The following is a 17,474-nucleotide window of genomic DNA, read 5'->3' as shown; positions in this document are numbered from 1 at the left end:
GCAATTAAATTCTTATTTTTATATTTACTTAAAGGCGCTCAGGAAAGTTACTAAAAATACCATCAACACCTAAAGCTTTCACTTTTGCAATGTCATCATATTCATTCACTGTCCAAACATATACCTTCAAGCCTTTATCATGAGCATCGTTGACAAAATCTTGATTAATAAAATCTAAACTCAAATTAGCCGAATCAGCCTGAAGTTGAATGGCACATTCGCTGTAAGAAAGAGGAACACCTTCAATTAATGCCCCAATCGATATTTCAGGATAAAGCTCTTTAAACTTATTTAACTCGCGATGATCAAATGAAGAAACCATGAAATCACTCTCAGCCCAGCCTTTTGTCTTTATATACTTTTGAATAACTTGGCTAGTCGCTAGTGCTGTGTTCTTACCTTTTAATTCAACATTCACGATAACCTTTTTATCAATTACATCTAAAACTTCTTCAAGTGTCGGAACAAGTTCACCTTTACCAGCATCTAGCTCTCGTAACTCTGCAAAGGTTTTCTCTTCAGTGTAGCCTTTACCATTTGTCGTTCTATCAACTTTGTCATCGTGCATAACAATAACTTCGCCTGTTTTGCACACATACACATCTAACTCTATCGCATCAACATTTAACTCTAATGCTTTTTTGAAAGACCTAATGGTATTTTCAGGCTCATGCCCCATGGCACCACGATGGCCTATTTTTAAAACGTTTTTATCCAAAATTCATTTCTCTTTATTCTTAAATAAATTACTTTCAATACGAACTATAAAACAAATAAAAGCTTTTAATTTCGAGCTTAGTTTAACATTAAGCCTATTAATATTGCCGTATATATTAGCAACTTTTAGCTCTGTATCGTACTAAAATCGGCATTATTTCAGCAATATAGCAACAAAAACGATAGTTTCACAATCACTTAATAACCAAAGCAATATATTTATGGGTTTTAGCATAAAGTTAGAGAACAAATAATTTTCCCCAAAAAAACAGCTTGAAACTGCCCCCTTAATTGCTTCATTTGTTATAATCCCCGCAAACGATCATTCAAATGGTTCCTTTGAGATCGTAAAAAACAGGTTAAGTAACTACGTTTTTCTACCTATGCTCTGTCTATTTTAAATATAGGAGCATGTTGTTACAGAATAATTAATGCAAAGTTTTAAGAGCAAGTATTTAGCAGTTGGCTTTAAAGCGAACCTTGGTTGTAAAGAACCGTTGTTTGTTGCTGTTAGGTTTAAACAGTCTTAAATCTGCAATATGCATTTAATACAATTAGGAACAATAAAACTTTCTTAATCTAAATAATAAACATAAAGGAAAAGTATGTCTCAAATCAAAAGACCTACTAAAACAGTATTAACTGTAGCAGTAGCACTTGCATTGAGTAATGGCGCAGTTCAAGCTCAAGAAAATAACTTAGAAGAAAAAGCAGCTGACAGCGAACGCCAACTCGAAAAAATCATCGTTACGTCAACTCGTCGTGCTGAAAACCAACAAGAAGTACCTCTTGCTGTTCAAGCAATGAGTGGCCAAAAACTTCAACAACTTGGTATTGATAGCTTTGAAGATTACGTTGCATTACTTCCGGGTGTTAGTTCGGAAGGTCAAGGCCCAGGTAAACAAGAAACTTATATTCGTGGTGTTTCTGCTGGTCGTTCAGACGTAAGACTTGCTGGTATTGGTGGCGAGCCAAGTGTAGCTTTTTACCTTGATGAAGCGCCTATCACAACGCCTGGCCGTAATATTGATTTATATGCTGTAGATTTACAACGTGTAGAAGTACTAAAAGGCCCTCAAGGTACATTATTTGGTGCTAGTTCTCAGGCAGGTACAGTACGTCTGATTTCTAACAAACCAGACTTAGTTGATTTTAGAGCCGGTGGTGAATTCGGTATATCAACAACTAAAAGCGGTGCTATCAGCAATCAATCTGAAGGTTTTGTTAACATCCCTCTAGTTGAAGATGTTTTTGCAATCAGACTTGCTGGTTACAGCTCAACTGATGGCGGTTTTATTGATAACGAACTTGCTACAACTCAGTTACCACTTACAAATCCGGGTTTAGGTGGAACAATTCCTTCATCTCGTTTAGAAGTAACTAATGCAACATACGCAAAAGACGATTACAACGAAGCAACTTACCGTGGTATGAGAGCGAGTGCATTATGGCAAATTAACGATGAGTGGGATTTATTAGTACAACATACAAGTCAACAGCTTGATACTGAAGGTTCTTTTGAATACGACCCATCAATCAGTGATGATGATGACTTAAACGTTACTACCTTTTCACCTGTAGAAGGTAATGATGAAGTAAACCTTACACAGTGGACTGTGAACGGTATGCTTGGTGATCTTGAGGTTATCTACAATGGTTCATTTACTGACAGAACTTATCAAGGTAACACCGATTACACGGCTTACATAGAAGTAGGACCTTTTGTTCCTTACTACATATGTACTTACCCTGGCTACGATGAATGTTTTAGTCCGGTAATGACTACATCAGAGCAATTTGAAACAGAACGTTCAGTTCATGAAATCCGTGTTTCAACGAATGCTGATGAACGTTTCCGTGCTATTGGTGGTGTGTTTTATGATGACCAACAACTTAACAGCTTAACTGATTTTAACTATGCAGGTTCTGTTCAAGCTGGTTTTTCACCAAACTTCCCTATTCCTGGCGCATTTACCAACACAGATGGTAGTGCACGCCCAGCAGGTGTAACTTATTTCAATGATTACCAATCAGATCGTGAAGAAATATCTGTATTTGGTGAAATTGCTTATGATGTTACTGAAGCAGTTACATTAACCTTTGGCGCTCGTCATTATGAAATTGATATCGGACTTAAAGGTCAATCACCTTTTGGTCAAAGAGCAGCAGGACCAGAAGCTGATGCAGGAACGAATGTTGATGAAAACCTTGCTGGTTTAACACCAACAACCCTTTCGGGCACAATCTATAAAGGTAATGTTCGTTGGAAAATGAACGACGACGCTATGTTCTACCTTACATACTCTGAAGGTTTCAGAAGTGGTGGGTTTAACCGTTCTGCTAATGTTAATGGTATCCCAGCGTCTTTTGATACAGATGATGTAACAAGCGTTGAATTAGGTTGGAAAACAACATGGTTAGATAACACTTTACGTTTTAACGGTGCTATATATAACGTTGATTTTAGTGATATGCAGCAAAGTGTTCTTGATCTAGATATTGCTAACAACTCATTCTTTGATAATGTTGGAACATCTAAAATTAACGGTCTTGAATTCGATTTAAACTGGACTGCTAACGATTATTTAGATGTATTTGGTTCATTTAGTTATATCGATTCTGAATTAACTGATATTCCAGATAATCTTCTAGTAGGTATTGCTCCAGTAGGTTCAAATCTTCCTTATGCTCCTGAAACTGAAGGTGTACTTGGTGCTCGTATCTACCAAGAAGCCGGTGATTTTTCTATTGTTTATCAGGGTGTTTTCAAATGGACAGATTCACGCTTCAACAGCCTAGTTGCTGATGACCGTGTTGAATTACCATCTTATAACCAAGTTAACTTATCAGCGAGTATTAGCAAAGACGACTGGAGAGCAACGTTCTTCATCGACAATGCGACAGACTCGTTAGGTCAAGTAGCGGCTGGTTCTGCAGATAACGTGTTCAGAGTATCTCCAACTAGACCACGTACTATTGGCTTTAGAGTAAGTTACGATTATTAACATTTAACATTATGTTAATGTATAGCTCTACCATTTCAAGATGTAAGATTTAATTCAAACGTACTGAGATTTGCATCTTGAAGTGGAATAGGTATATAAAGGTTGGCGAGTAAAATCGTCAACCTTTTTAATTTTTGCTTATATAAAACATTCAATACACCATATTTAATACACTTGATATTCACTGGACATTATTTTGCCTGAACAATTAAAGACTCCCCAACCTGAAAAAATAATTAAACAATGTCAGCAGTTGATCCAAAAGGGTCACCTAAATCAAGCGGCTGAAGATCTTAATAATATGCTTGCTGAACATCCAGGACATATTGAAGGTATTTATTGTCTTGCTGTGTGTCAACGTAAACAACAAAAATATAACGAATCTATGGGCAGCTTGAATCAAGTTTTGATGCAAGTTCCCGATCACGCAAGAGCGTATCAAGAACTTGGTTATATTTATAAAACCTTAGGTGAAACATCAAAAGCCATTGAAGTATTTGATAAAGCAGTAACGCTTAATCCAGCCTTGTTTGGAAGTTGGCGAGTATTGGCTAATGAGCCAAGCTATGCAAAAAAACTTGACGCAAAAAGGCATCTTGATTGGCTATCGAGCTTACCACCTGAATTAGTTTCTGTTTCTAGCTTAATTTATCAAAAACACCTGCATAAAGCAGAATGGCTTTGTCGTCATTTTTTAAAAGAAAATCCACACCACCCTGAAGCAATGCGCTTATTAGCTGAACTAGGTTCAAAGTTCCAAGTACTGGACGATGCAGAGTTCTTATTAGCGAGTTGTCTTGAGTTTGAACCAAAATATCAAAGAGCTCGTTTAGATTACGTTAACGTTTTACATAAACGTCAGAAATTTAATAAAGCATTAGAACAAGCTAACATTCTTTTAGCTGCAGATCCTAACAATGCAAATTTCAAGATCGCATTAGGTAATGCTCAACAAGCAACAGGCGATTTTGCGGCAGCTATAGATACATTTGAAACAGTTTTAGAAAGTAACCCAAGCAATCATTCAATTCATCTTACATTGGGTCATGCCCTTAAAACTATGGGTAGAGTTGAAGATGCCATAACAGCTTATCGAAATGCTTATAACATCAAACCTGACTTTGGCGATGCCTTTTGGAGTTTAGCCAACCTAAAAACGTATCGATTCACCGAAGAAGAACGCCAGCAAATGCGAGAGCAAGAGGCGAGTTCTGCAATTTCAGTAAATGATAGAGTTCACTTCTGTTTCGCTATAGGTAAAGACTTAGAAGACAGAAAAGAATTCGACGAAGCTTTCACCTTTTATCATCGCGGTAACAAACTGAAAAGTGAGCAAGACAAATTTGATAGTAAAAGCCTTGATACTTCATTTGATATTCAGAAAAGCGACTTCGATGCTGAGTTTTTTGAGCGTAATAAAGAGGCTGGTTGCCAAGCGCCAGATCCTATCTTTATTGTTGGATTACCACGTGCAGGCTCAACACTATTAGAGCAAATTCTATCATCACATTCGCAAGTAGATGGAACTATGGAGTTAGCTAATATTATTGGTTTAGCTCATCGTTTAGGTGGTCGTAAATTAAAACAAGAAACACCACAATATCCGGGTATTCTTAAGAAAGTATCAGCTGAAGACATCAAAAAAATGGGTGAACTTTATATTAAAGAAACTCAACATCATCGCCAAGGTGGGATGTTTTTTATCGATAAAATGCCAAACAACTTCAGACATATCGCCCTCATACATTTAATTTTACCTAACGCAAAAATTATCGATGCTAGACGCCATCCAATGTCGTGTTGTTTTAGTGGTTTCAAACAACTCTTTGGTGAAGGACAACAGTTTTCTTATGATCTAGAGGATATTGGACATTATTACCGAAATTATGTTGATATCATGGATCATTGGGACAAAGAGTTACCTGGAAAAATATTACGTGTTCAATATGAAGATGTTGTAGCCGATTTAGAAACTCAAGTACGTCGTATACTCGATTATTGTGGCCTGCCTTTTGAGCAAGCTTGTATCGATTTTCATACTAACAAACGTGCCGTACGTACACCAAGTTCAGAGCAAGTTAGACAACCTATTTATCAAAGTGGTTTAGAACAATGGCGTAATTATGAAGCGCATCTTGGACCGTTGAAAAGAGTACTTAATCAGCCTGAATAAACACTCAATTATAAAGTTATAAATTGAGTGCAATAGTTAAAAAGTATGCATTGTTCGAAGTGTTTAAACAAAAAAACCAACTTATATGAAGTTGGTTTTTTATTTTTATATTCATGATGAACAATTAATCTTCAGCTTCGTCGTCAACACGAACACCCCAAACATCATGTTCATCCGCATGAATAATTTGTACCCAAATAAGGTCGCCAGGTTCTGCATCATAATCATCAGACAAAAATACTTTCCCGTCTATTTCTGGTGCATCCATGTATGAACGCCCCACAATACCAAGGCTATCAACTTCATCAACAAGAATAAGATACTCTTGACCAATACGCGCTTGTAATTTTGCTGAGCTTATTCTTGCTTGTACTTCCATGAAACGCTGTAAGCGATCTTCCATAACTTCTTCTGATACATGATCAGGTAAAGCATTCGCTGTAGCACCTTCAACTGGCGAGTATTTGAAACAACCAACACGGTCAAGTTGAGCTTCTTCTAAAAAGTCTAACAACTCTTCAAACTCTTCTTCCGTTTCACCAGGGAAACCTACGATAAAGGTTGAACGAATAACTAACTCAGGACAAATCTCACGCCATTTCTTAATACGCTCTAATACACGATCTGAACTGCCAGGACGTTTCATTAACTTAAGAATACGTTTGTTAGCATGTTGGAATGGAATGTCTAAGTAAGGCAGTATTTTACCTTCAGCCATCAATGGAATAATGTGATCAACATGCGGATACGGATAAACGTAATGTAAACGGATCCAAACGCCCTGCTTAGCTAACTCTTCACACAACTGTTGCATGTGAGTTTTAACGGGCATGCCTTCGTAAAAATCAAGTTTATGTTTAACATCAACACCATAAGCCGACGTATCTTGCGAAATAACCAATAACTCTTTAACACCAGCATCAACTAAGCGTTTAGCTTCACCTAATACATCACCCACTGGACGTGAGTCTAAATCACCACGCATTGACGGGATAATACAGAAGGTACAACGATGGTTACAGCCTTCAGATATTTTTAAATACGCATAATGTTTAGGGGTTAACTTAACACCTTGAGGCGGTACTAAATCAATAAAAGGATTATGAACAGGCTTAGCCACATGTTGATGAACTTGCGTTAATACTTCATCGTAAGCATGTGGGCCAGTAACACCTAATACATTAGGGTGTAATTCAATAATCTCGTCTTTCTTAACACCTAAACAACCGGTAACTAATACTTTACCATTCGCAGCAAGAGCTTCACCAATCGTATCTAACGACTCTTGAACTGCTGAATCAATAAAACCACAGGTATTTACAATCACCATTTCAGCATCATCGTAAGAGTTAACAACATCGTAACCCTCAGTGCGAAGTTGAGTAAGAATACGTTCGCTATCTACTAAGTTCTTAGGGCAGCCTAAACTAACAAAACCAATTTTAGCTGCTTTAGCTGGCTGCTGGTTTTCTGGTTGCTGGTTTTCCGGTTGAAGGTGCTGTTGAGCATTAGCTTGCTCTTCAATCATTTTAGATGGAATGTTTAACGTAGTCGTTTGGCTTTCAGCCGAGTTACTACTTTTCTTTGGTGCTTGCGGGTCGAATTGTTCTACGGTCATATTGCGCTCTGTTGCTTTAACTGGCTTTGAACCTATAGGTTAAAGCATTATAAATAGGTGTTAACAGCTCAAGTTAAGATTAAAAATAGGCTGTTGTTTAATGCGCGGGATTATACAGGAATGTTGTCTTAGGTGGTAATTAAAGAAATAAGCATCTCTTAAATAGTAATGATTTTTTGTGGGTAAATCTCAACAAACTTTCGATATGAAAGCGTCTTAATAATATTATTGATTGGGATAACAACACGATAGTAAATTACTTATTATCGTGTTTATTAAAACGAAACTTCAGCATTAACCATAAATAGGATGTGGCGCTTCTGGTTCTTTTGGCTCTTTAGGTTCTTCTGGGCCTTTTAACTCTACTAAAAGATCATGTATTTCAGCTTTTAGTTGTTTATCGACAATTTTATTACAGCTAATTTTAGCTTTTTCTAAATGCTCAATAGCGCCCTCTTTGTCACCTAATTCAACTTTTAAGCTAGCAATTGAAAAGCCGATTGATGAACGGAAGTCTTTAGAGTTAATTTCTTCTGCTTTGGCTAAAGCTTTTTCATAAATAGTTACCGCTTCGGCTAAGTCTTCAGTGAAATCGCCTAACGTTTCCCACTGGACAGGATGGTTTTTATCGGTACTTTCGTTTTCTTCACACAATTCTTTAAGTTCAGCGTAGTATTTATCAAATTCTTTTTGATTTTCATCCTGAGCTGCAGCCATTAGGAGATCAGTAATTAGTAGTACTCTTTTGTATATTTTGGTATTCATCATGTTTATGGCCTTTTATATGTTGCTATCGAAGAAGTAATGTTCAACGAGAATTGCGGTGATTATAAAGGATTTACACCAACTAACCATAAACTTAGTTGATTAAGCCTAATCTAGCGATAAAAATGAGAGAAAACCTTTTCTTTCTCATAAACCAGTTATTTGATTTCCTCTTGGTATTGTAAGTGGTCGCGCGTTATCATTTAACTAAATGTATCCCTTACGGATATGCCATTTTATCTCTCTAAAATCACTCTTACTAACACGGAAGCTGAAAATATGAATACTCCTCCAATAAAAACAGGCGTTGTCGGCTATGGATTTTCGGCCAAAACATTTCATATTCCGTTTATAAATACTTTAGCTGAGTTCGATTTGTGTACGATTAGCAGTAGCCAGACAGAGGTTGTAGAAAAAGACTTTCCACAAGCGCAGCTTTATGAAACTGCTATAGATATGATAGAAGACAGTGATATTGATTTAGTGATTATTACCGCACCTAACGATGTGCATTTCTCCTTAGCTAAATTGGCATTAGAAAATAATAAACACGTGATTTTAGAGAAGCCTTTCGTCACATCAAGCGCACAAGGTGAAGCGTTAATCGCTTTAGCTGAACAGAAAAACTTAGTATTGAGTGTTTACCAGAACAGACGTTGGGATGGTGACTTTCTAACAGTAAAAAAACTCATCAACGAAAATACCCTTGGTAATGTTAAGTACTTCGAAACCCATTTTGACCGATTTAGACCTGAAATACGCCAGCGTTGGAGAGAAACAGCGACAGAAGGTGGTGGTATTTTATTTGATCTTGGGCCTCATTTAATCGACCAAACATTACAATTATTTGGTATGCCATCAGCGATAACAGCTCATTGTCGTATATTACGAGAAGGCTCTAATAATGTTGATTTGTTCAATATCACGCTGCATTACCCCGATAAAATCGCCGTATTACAAGCAAGTCTGTTTTGTGCGGGTCCGAATACACGGTTTAAAGTACAAGGTGATCTAGGATGTTACGAAAAGATGGGGTTAGATCCTCAAGAAGATCGATTAAAAGCGGGGATAACTCCTACGTCAGCCGAATGGGCAGATGAAGACGTTGAAAGCTATGGTCACTTTTATGATGTTCAAACGAGCCAAGTAATTAAAACTGAACGTGGTGGATATCAGCATTTCTTTCTTGGTGTGGCTGATGCTATCAATAACAACAAGCAACCCTCTGTTACCGCATTAGAAGCCTTACAAGGCATTAAACTGATCGAGTTAGCAATTGAAAGTAGTGAAAAAGGTAAAACCCTATCAATCAGTTAGCCAGATAAGTTTACTGATTTGAGGTGCGCATTTCTTTTTTACCACTAAAGCGATTAAATAGTGCGAGATGTGATTTTTGAGAAAAGTGGTCGTCTCTATTTGGGTATTCTGATATCCAATTGATTAGCATATCTACATTAGCGTTTTGAGCCTCTTCAGATTCATATTTATGTGGCTCCCATGCTCTATTCCTAGCATTAACAATGCACTCATCTACAGACAAATTAAGAAATATCACTTCTTGTGCTTCATCTAATATTAGTTCTAATAAATCAGAATAACAGCCTTCAATAACCCAACTATTATGTTGTGCTAAAAAGCTTTTTATTAAACTTTCTGACTCGGTTAAAGGCATGCGTGTCGGAATTGTTTGCTCTGCTGTAAAGGGTTGCCAAGCAATTGTGTCTAAATCTAAATGAGCAACATTATTCTGTTCACTCAACGTTTTAGCTAAGGTTGATTTTCCTGAACCTGAATTGCCGAATATTAAGGTTTTCTTCAAAATAAATTCCTAAGAGTCGTTTATAATTTTTTATATCATTAATAAAGCAGTAAGCACATGTTCAGTTAAATCTTGAATTTAAGTAATAGGTTTTACCGTGCGTATAAAATATCAAAAGCACTTTAATGAAATAACAGATAGCCAGAGCAGTTTATCAACTACTCTGGCTAAAATGATTAACCGTTTACAAATGAATTACATCATCATATTTTATATTTTATATTTTTTATCTAGTAGCACTCACTTTAAAAGTGCCAACTAATTGCTGCAATTTATTGGCAGTAATATCAACCATGTTAGAGCTAGCGGCTAACTCTAGTATAGATTTTTCCATTTGTAAGGTAACTTCTGTAACGGATCTTGCGGTTTCGCCATTTCGAGCACTATTTTGTTCGATGATATTAATAGTTTCAAACATGTTTTCTACAATAGAAAGTAGTTCATGGTTTTCGCCTGATGCAGCCTCAGTAAGTTTTAAACTTTGGTCTACATCTTCAACGCCCGACTCCATAAAACTTACTGCTATTTGAGTTTCTTGTTGTAAACCTTGGATCATGGATTTTATATCTTGTGCAGCTTCTGCCGTTCTGCCGGCTAAACCTCTTACTTCGTCAGCAACCACCGAAAAACCTCTGCCATGTTCACCTGCTCTTGCTGCTTCAATTGCCGCATTAAGTGCTAATAGATTTGTTTGATTAGTTATGCCTGTGATCACATTAATAATATTGCCAATTTCACTCATACGAGCATCAATGGATTGCACTGAGTTTGCTGTTGTTTCAACAATATCGCGAATGGCATGTGTACCTGAACGAGCAGCTTCAAAGTCTGTTTTTGCTTTCTCTACAACATTTGCCATACTCGATTTCATTTCTTCAGCAGTATGAGATGCTTGTAGAATAACTTCACGTTGACGCTCAATTAAGCTTTGCATATGTAACATAGATTCATGCACTTGATGAGAGCTGTTGTGGGCTTCTTCATTTCTCTCAAGCATTTGTTCATTTGTTCCTTTCACATTATGTGAAGCATGAATAACTTGGCCGACAATACCATCTAAATTATCAATAAAACTGTTGATCCAACGGCTCATATCACCTGTTTCGTCATGTTTTATTTTTGCAGGATCAAGACGCTGAGTTAAATTCCCTTCACCTTCAGCAATCGTTCTTAAGACTTCTGTCATTCCCTGAAGACGATTAGATACTTTATTAGTTCCACATTTAGAAAAGATAAAACAACTGATTAATGTTGCTAACCCTGTAATCCCATTTACGGATAAAGTAGATAAGTCTGTATAAGCAGTTAAACCTCCATGTATACCAACAATACCGGTAACCATAAGTAAATAAAGTTTCATTAAACCTAAGTTTATTGAGCGCCTTCTATAGACTTCTTCTAGATCTCCTTCGCACATCATGCCCCACTTGTCAGGTGAACCTCGAAGTTTGAAAGTTAACCCTTTACCTATAACTGGAATATGTCTGTAGTCAGAATAGCCTGGGTATGTAACAAATAAATTTTGTCCCTTTTTAATTGTTTCTCTTATTCCCGGATGAAGCTCGTTTGTTGCGGGATCAGTAAACCGGATTTCCAATTCTGTATGACGCTTTATTTTTACTGTACCAAATCCTGTATTAATACCTGATTTTAAATTTTCACCGTGACTAAAAGTATTATCTTCAAAACGTGAGCGCGACAGCGCTGTACCTTGTTTTATGCTTTTATCAAAGACCGAATCAACCATGAATAAATAGTTGTCGCCTGACTCCGAGTAAATATGTCCTGCTTCACGTTGAATAAGGTCTCCTAAAACATCATTAGGTACTCGCCCCCCAATAATCCCAATAACCTGCCCTTCATCGATAATAGGAAAATAAAACATTAAGGTTACTTCGTCATGAAACTTCGAGCTTGATGGGCCAATTGATAATGTTATTGGATCAACATAAGGACCATGGAGCAAAGGCTGTTTCTTTACTTGTGCTAATGCTTTTAATTGCTCGTGTTGCTGCCCGACTCTTTTCTGATAGGTACTGATGATGACAGTATTATTTGTATCTAAAATGAATAACTCTGAAAAATCAGGAGCTGTTTGTTGCTTTTGAACTAATAATTCTTGATTAGCAGAAAGTTGGTTTATATTGAGAATATTATGAAGTGAGTTTAAATGTTCCCAGTGGTTTTCAGCCCACATATGTAATAATTTAACACGTGTTGCCGCTATCCCTTCAAAAGTTTGCTCTACTGCAGAGTATGTACTTTTATTAATAAAACAAGACCAACCAAGTGCAAACTTTCCATTAGCACCAAACCAAGGTAGCCAGTGTTTTTCTTTATCCGTTAATTGCATTAAATGACTTTTAAGCGTCATAATGATTCCCTATAAAATATGAGAGTTCGTATTACTCTTCATATTATGTTTCATGAAGTTAATGCTAAGAAAGCAAAAACGATGCCTAAAGCTGAATATCACAAAAAAATAAGTCTATGATTTAAGTCATAGTAAGGAATAATAACTTATTAATATTTATGATGAATACAATAAATGAGTGTTTTTATATATAGTTACATCAATTTATTGATTTTGAATAATAACCAAACAAGGATGTAATAATCTAGCTCCTTAAACGCACCAATTAAGTGCAAACATATCAAGCTGTCAGAGCATTTTAGGTAAAGTGTTGGTAGTGAAAATAAAGGTAGATTGAGGAGTTTTTAGCTTCGATATGTAAAAACTTGTCTGATGCTAATCAATCAAATTTATATCTAACGAACTTAATAGCCTGATGGCTTCATAACGGCAGAATGTTGCATTTTTAATGATATTATTTTTTATATTTATATCGTAGTTTTCAGCTTCTTTAAAGTTTGCGTTGGTGAGGTTGCTATTATTAAACAAGCTTTCTCTTAAGTCGCTATGAGAGAAGTTTGCACCATTCAAATTGGCTTCTCTGAAGTCGACGTAATGCGCACGGCAACCTTCAAATATAATTTTTTCTAAGCTTAAACCATAAAAAGTAGATGAATTTATCATGCAGCGTTTAAAGGTTAACGGTGCTGATAACAACATGCCGCGCCAGTAAGCTAAAGTCCAGTTAACACCTATGATTTTACAATCTAGAAATTCAACTTCTAAGAACTTAGAGTTTTTTACATTAACATTATTAAGATCGCAGGCAACAAACGTACAGTTGTTAAACTCACAATTAAGAAATTGTGCTTCATTAAAGTCACATGACTCAAATCTACAGTCGTAAAACTCTTTACCTGATATAACTTCTTTAGCGCATTCTAAACCTATGAAGATTTCATTACCGAAGGTTTTATTGGTGTTAATTAACTGTTTCACTTGCTATCCACTTATAGTTCTTCAATTAAAAAAGGAGCAAAATATGCTCCTTGATAGTTTAAAAACCTATTAAACATCTTTAGAGCAATCACTCGATGTCCATTTAGACGTCATATTAAGAGTTGTTTCAGGCATACCTTGCGCATTTGTTTTTAAGCTTGAAGTACTTAACTTGTCATTAACAAAAAGTGTTTCTATTTTCATAACAGAGCCAGGACAAGTCATTGAAGCTACCAATTTAGTCTTGCTACTTTCGGTTACTGCAAACTTGCAATCTTGATTCTCACCAAATGCACTTTTCAGCTGTTTATCAAAGTTTGCTAAAATGTCTTTAGTAATACATTGATTTGCATTATTTGCACCTTCCATTTGATCTTCCATCATCTTTCGGAGCATTGGTCTAGCTGCTTCAGGGACACCAGCTAAAGCTTGAGCAATAAAAGCTGAAACATCTGTTGTGGTGACCCAGTTACCAAGCTCTATATCTGGTGTTACAATCTCCGTTGCATTAACAATGAAAGGTGTATAGCAAGCAAGTAAGCTTATAATTATTTTCTTCATTATTTTGTCCTTTTAGGTTTTGTTAATTGATGAGTATATTTTATCTATTACTCACTTTTTACTTATTTTAAAATATACCCACGTATTTTAGTATACCAGCAGTAATACAGAGTAAAAAAGTGCCCGAATAAACCATTTTTCCAGAATATGATGCTATATCCCAATGTTTCGCGCAGTAAAATAAAGATAGAGGCATACATAAGAAAATAGCCCAACCAAATACTTTTTGCTGATTTCCTATCGCAACAATACCACTGAATGCGGCTCCAACAATAAATAACATAAGTCCGATAGAGCCACTTAGTAATGTAATAACAACCAGAAAATTCATCATATTTTTAACTTTACTCGATATGTGTTTAACGTAAATAAAAAAAAACGCTAACAAAAGAAAGGATTAATTTCGCCTATACTATTCTACAGTTTATAAAGATTTAGGTGGGATTATTTTCTGAAGATTTGAGGATTATTAAGAAGTTGATTAACGTTTATATTTAAGCCAGAGCTTCAAATAAACGCGATTACATGTTGCGTTATCATCCATTTTTCCATCTCTATCGCAATCAGATCCTGTCAGCGACTTAACAACGCCTTTACCGTATTCAGCAATATCTTTTGCTTGAGGTTGAACAATTGTCGTTACTTTAGGTGAGTCATCAATAAAGTCAGCGACATTAGCATATGTAGAAAATTTCTCTTGTGTAATAAGGTGGCTGATATCCCTAGATTTTTCGCTAGCTTGTGCTGCAAACGTACTGAATAAAATTAAGTACGTTATTGCGAATATTAAAACTTGAAACCACTTCATATTTGGAACCTGAAAAAATAACGATATATTTACTAAACTTATTGCTTTGATAATGCTGACTTCACTATAGCAATACCAATAACGCCTAAAATAACACCTGTGACTTTATCAATATAGAACGCAGCTTTTGTAAATTTACTTCTCACTTTAGGTCGAGAAAGAAGAAATATGATTGATAAGTCCCATAAAAACACCACTGAAGTCATCCAAATACCTAGCGCTAATTTGAAAGCAAAGCCAACGTCAGGAGTAAGTACTACAGTAAATAAGCTTAAGTAAAAAAGTAAATTTTTAGGGTTTAAAGCACCTGATAGGAAACCTATAAAGAATTCTTTTATAAAAGTTGTTTCAGTGGGATTTGTGTCTTCTTGAATATCAAGATTACTATATGAGCTTTTACTAGCACGTAAAGCCTGTAAGGCGAGATAGATTAAAAACACTCCGCCAATCACCTTCAATACAATCATTGTGGTTACTGACGTTGCTAAAATAGAGCCAACACCAACTAAACATAAAGCAATATATAGCGCATTAGCTGAAGCTATTCCTAGTGCAATACCAATAACATTTTTACTATCGTACTTTATTGCACTTTTTACAACAAGTACGAAGTCAGGACCAGGGCTAAGTAAGGCAAGAAAATGCGCTACAGCAACCGTTAAAAACACACCCAACAAACTAATATCCATATTAATGATCCTTTATAATATTCTTATTGAGATCAGCTAACCTGAGCTAAGGTTAACTAGAAAATCAAGATGACTTACCAACCAAAATATCTTTTTATTATTTCAGTTTACATTAAATTATCAAGTAATTGCTGGGCATCTAATTGTTGTTGAATATCGCCATTTGCAACAACATCCATGAGTATAATTTCAGCATTTTCTTTATCATCTATTTCTATATAAACTTTAGCTAAATCTAATTTTGCTTCCATTCCGTTGTCATCATCTTCATGATTTAACTCACTAGCAAATTCAGGAAACTCATCTAAACCCACATTAATACTAGTTTTATCATAAGGCTCTTCTTCGCTAGTACCTTCTGAAGAATCTGATAGTAGTGAATCTACCGAGATAAAGTCTTCCGGTGGGTTATCTTCTATATCGTTAATTGAAGCATCAATTAAGTCATCACCAATATCTAAATCTAAATCTTCATTGATGTCTTCGCCTAAATCAAAATCGTCACTTAGCTCTAAATCATCTTCTGAAATTTTAGAAGACTCTTCTTCAATATTCATCAACAATTCATCGAAATCTAAGTTATCAAGTTCTTGTATATCTTCTAATTCATTAGCTTCAGTTGCTGTTGATTTTTCACTATCATCGTCTGCTAGTAACTCTGCAAGCACATTACTGTCACTAAAATCAGGTGATAATTCTATCGGTTCTTCAGTTTCATCATCACTTTCATTTAATAAATGACTTAATGCATCTTCATCAAAATCAGTTTCCATTGCTTGTAACATTTCAGCATCAATATCATTAAAGTTATCAATGGTTTTTGTTACTTCTTCTTCAGGTTCAGCATTTATTTCATTCACTAAACTGTCTATATCTAGTTCATCGCCTAAATCTAGTGCATCTATTTCTTCATCAATGGCTTCATCTTGTTGCTTTGTGTCTTCAATTAATTTGTCTATGTCTAGATCATCACCAAGATCAAGCTCGTCGGTTTCCTCTTCAGTGACTTCATTTTCTTGCTTTGTGTCTTGAATCAATTCATCTATATCTAAGTCATCACCAAGATCAAGTGCATCAGTTGCCTCTTCAATAACTTCATCTTGTTGCTTTGTAGCTTGGAGCAATTCATCTATATCTAAGTCATCACCAAGATCAAGCGCATCAGTTGCCTCTTCAATAACTTCATCTTGTTTTTCTGTAGCTTGTATCAATTCATCTATATCTAAATCTTCAATCGAGTTATCAATAGCCTCAGTTATTTGTTCACTATTCTCGGTGTTGCTCGCAGCCTTGATATCAGAAAAATCGAAATTCAGATAAGGTGCAACATCTTCTTCAGTAAATTTCTCGATTAAAGCTTTATTATCAGGCTCAAGCTCACTGGTTTCATCTTCTGGCTCATGATTAGGAGTTATCTCTTCATCTGATGACGTTAAATTTAATAAGTCATCAAGTTCTCGAGAAGATATATCATCGTCTTCTTCAACAGATAAACTTTCTAGAAATGCATCAATATCGTCGGAATCTGTTAACTCTTCTGATGCTTCTGTATCTTCAGAGTCAATATCATCATTTTCTAAATCGGAAATAGACGCCATAAGTGCATCAATATCATCAGGATCCGTTAGATCTTCTGTTAAATCTTCTGCAATTTCTTCGGCTATTTCCTCAGCAACTTCTTCAATTGGTTCTTGCGCTTCAGGCTCCGGCTGCTCTTCTGGTTCAGCATTCTCTATCGAAGCCATAAGTGCATCGATATCATCAGGGTCGGTTAAATCTTCTGTTAAATCTTCTGTTAAATCTTCTGCAATTTCTTCGTCTATTTCTTCGGCAACGTCTTCAATGGGTTCTTGCGTTTCAGGCTCCGGCTGCTCTTCTGGTTCAGCATTATCTATCGAAGCCATAAGTGCATCAATATCATCAGGATCCGTTAGATCTTCTGTTAAATCTTCTGCAATTTCGTCGGC

General features: G+C 35.9%; 14 protein-coding genes. 3 read left to right on the top strand and 11 right to left on the bottom strand.

Annotated elements, in window-relative coordinates; genetic code table 11:
- Positions 1-28: 28 nt before the first annotated feature.
- The gene (locus tag Q5N69_RS15735) at positions 29-718 is read right to left on the bottom strand and encodes a glycerophosphodiester phosphodiesterase family protein (protein ID WP_304370040.1); all 690 of its coding nucleotides are present in this window, start codon (positions 716-718) and stop codon (positions 29-31) included.
- Between the two features lie 604 nt (positions 719-1,322).
- On the opposite strand from Q5N69_RS15735, the gene Q5N69_RS15730 reads away from it, so the two are divergent.
- The gene (locus Q5N69_RS15730) at positions 1,323-3,722 is read left to right on the top strand and encodes a TonB-dependent receptor (RefSeq protein ID WP_304370039.1); all 2,400 of its coding nucleotides are present in this window, start codon (positions 1,323-1,325) and stop codon (positions 3,720-3,722) included.
- 196 nt (positions 3,723-3,918) lie between these two features.
- The gene (locus Q5N69_RS15725) at positions 3,919-5,895 is read left to right on the top strand and encodes a sulfotransferase (RefSeq protein ID WP_304370038.1); all 1,977 of its coding nucleotides are present in this window, start codon (positions 3,919-3,921) and stop codon (positions 5,893-5,895) included.
- Between the two features lie 124 nt (positions 5,896-6,019).
- On the opposite strand, the gene rimO is transcribed toward Q5N69_RS15725, so the two are convergent.
- Entirely contained in the window at positions 6,020-7,513 is a 1,494-nt protein-coding gene (gene rimO / locus Q5N69_RS15720) for a 30S ribosomal protein S12 methylthiotransferase RimO (protein WP_304370037.1), read from the bottom strand.
- 294 nt (positions 7,514-7,807) lie between these two features.
- Positions 7,808-8,281, bottom strand: a complete 474-nt coding sequence (locus Q5N69_RS15715; protein WP_304370036.1) for a tetratricopeptide repeat protein — start codon at positions 8,279-8,281, stop codon at positions 7,808-7,810.
- Positions 8,282-8,557: 276 nt separating this feature from the next.
- Between Q5N69_RS15715 and Q5N69_RS15710 the strand changes: the two genes are divergently transcribed.
- Positions 8,558-9,595, top strand: coding sequence for an oxidoreductase (locus Q5N69_RS15710; protein WP_304370035.1), 1,038 nt, complete (start codon positions 8,558-8,560; stop codon positions 9,593-9,595).
- Between the two features lie 10 nt (positions 9,596-9,605).
- Here the strand turns inward: Q5N69_RS15710 and Q5N69_RS15705 are convergent, their stop codons facing one another.
- The 8 genes from Q5N69_RS15705 to Q5N69_RS15670 all read right to left on the bottom strand — a co-directional run.
- Positions 9,606-10,097, bottom strand: coding sequence for an AAA family ATPase (locus Q5N69_RS15705; protein ID WP_304370034.1), 492 nt, complete (start codon positions 10,095-10,097; stop codon positions 9,606-9,608).
- Positions 10,098-10,323: 226 nt separating this feature from the next.
- Positions 10,324-12,471: a methyl-accepting chemotaxis protein gene (locus tag Q5N69_RS15700; protein ID WP_304370033.1), complete on the bottom strand. Its 2,148-nt coding sequence runs from the start codon at positions 12,469-12,471 to the stop codon at positions 10,324-10,326.
- Between the two features lie 375 nt (positions 12,472-12,846).
- On the bottom strand, positions 12,847-13,449 hold the full coding sequence (locus Q5N69_RS15695; protein WP_304370032.1) for a pentapeptide repeat-containing protein: 603 nt from the start codon (positions 13,447-13,449) through the stop codon (positions 12,847-12,849).
- Positions 13,450-13,518: 69 nt separating this feature from the next.
- Positions 13,519-14,010, bottom strand: coding sequence for a DUF3617 family protein (locus Q5N69_RS15690; RefSeq protein ID WP_304370031.1), 492 nt, complete (start codon positions 14,008-14,010; stop codon positions 13,519-13,521).
- Positions 14,011-14,077: 67 nt separating this feature from the next.
- On the bottom strand, positions 14,078-14,344 hold the full coding sequence (locus Q5N69_RS15685; protein ID WP_304370030.1) for a hypothetical protein: 267 nt from the start codon (positions 14,342-14,344) through the stop codon (positions 14,078-14,080).
- A gap of 147 nt (positions 14,345-14,491) precedes the next feature.
- Entirely contained in the window at positions 14,492-14,818 is a 327-nt protein-coding gene (locus tag Q5N69_RS15680; protein WP_304370029.1) for a hypothetical protein, read from the bottom strand.
- A 38-nt stretch (positions 14,819-14,856) separates the two neighbouring features.
- Positions 14,857-15,507: a LysE family translocator gene (locus Q5N69_RS15675; protein ID WP_304370028.1), complete on the bottom strand. Its 651-nt coding sequence runs from the start codon at positions 15,505-15,507 to the stop codon at positions 14,857-14,859.
- A 107-nt stretch (positions 15,508-15,614) separates the two neighbouring features.
- The coding region (locus Q5N69_RS15670; RefSeq protein WP_304370027.1) for a FimV/HubP family polar landmark protein at positions 15,615-17,474 on the bottom strand (1,860 nt) is incomplete at its 5' end.

Origin of the sequence: Pseudocolwellia sp. AS88 (assembly GCF_030551755.1) — a bacterium.
Taxonomy (GTDB): Bacteria; Pseudomonadota; Gammaproteobacteria; order Enterobacterales; family Alteromonadaceae; genus Pseudocolwellia.
This window is presented reverse-complemented; position numbering and strand designations above follow the sequence as displayed.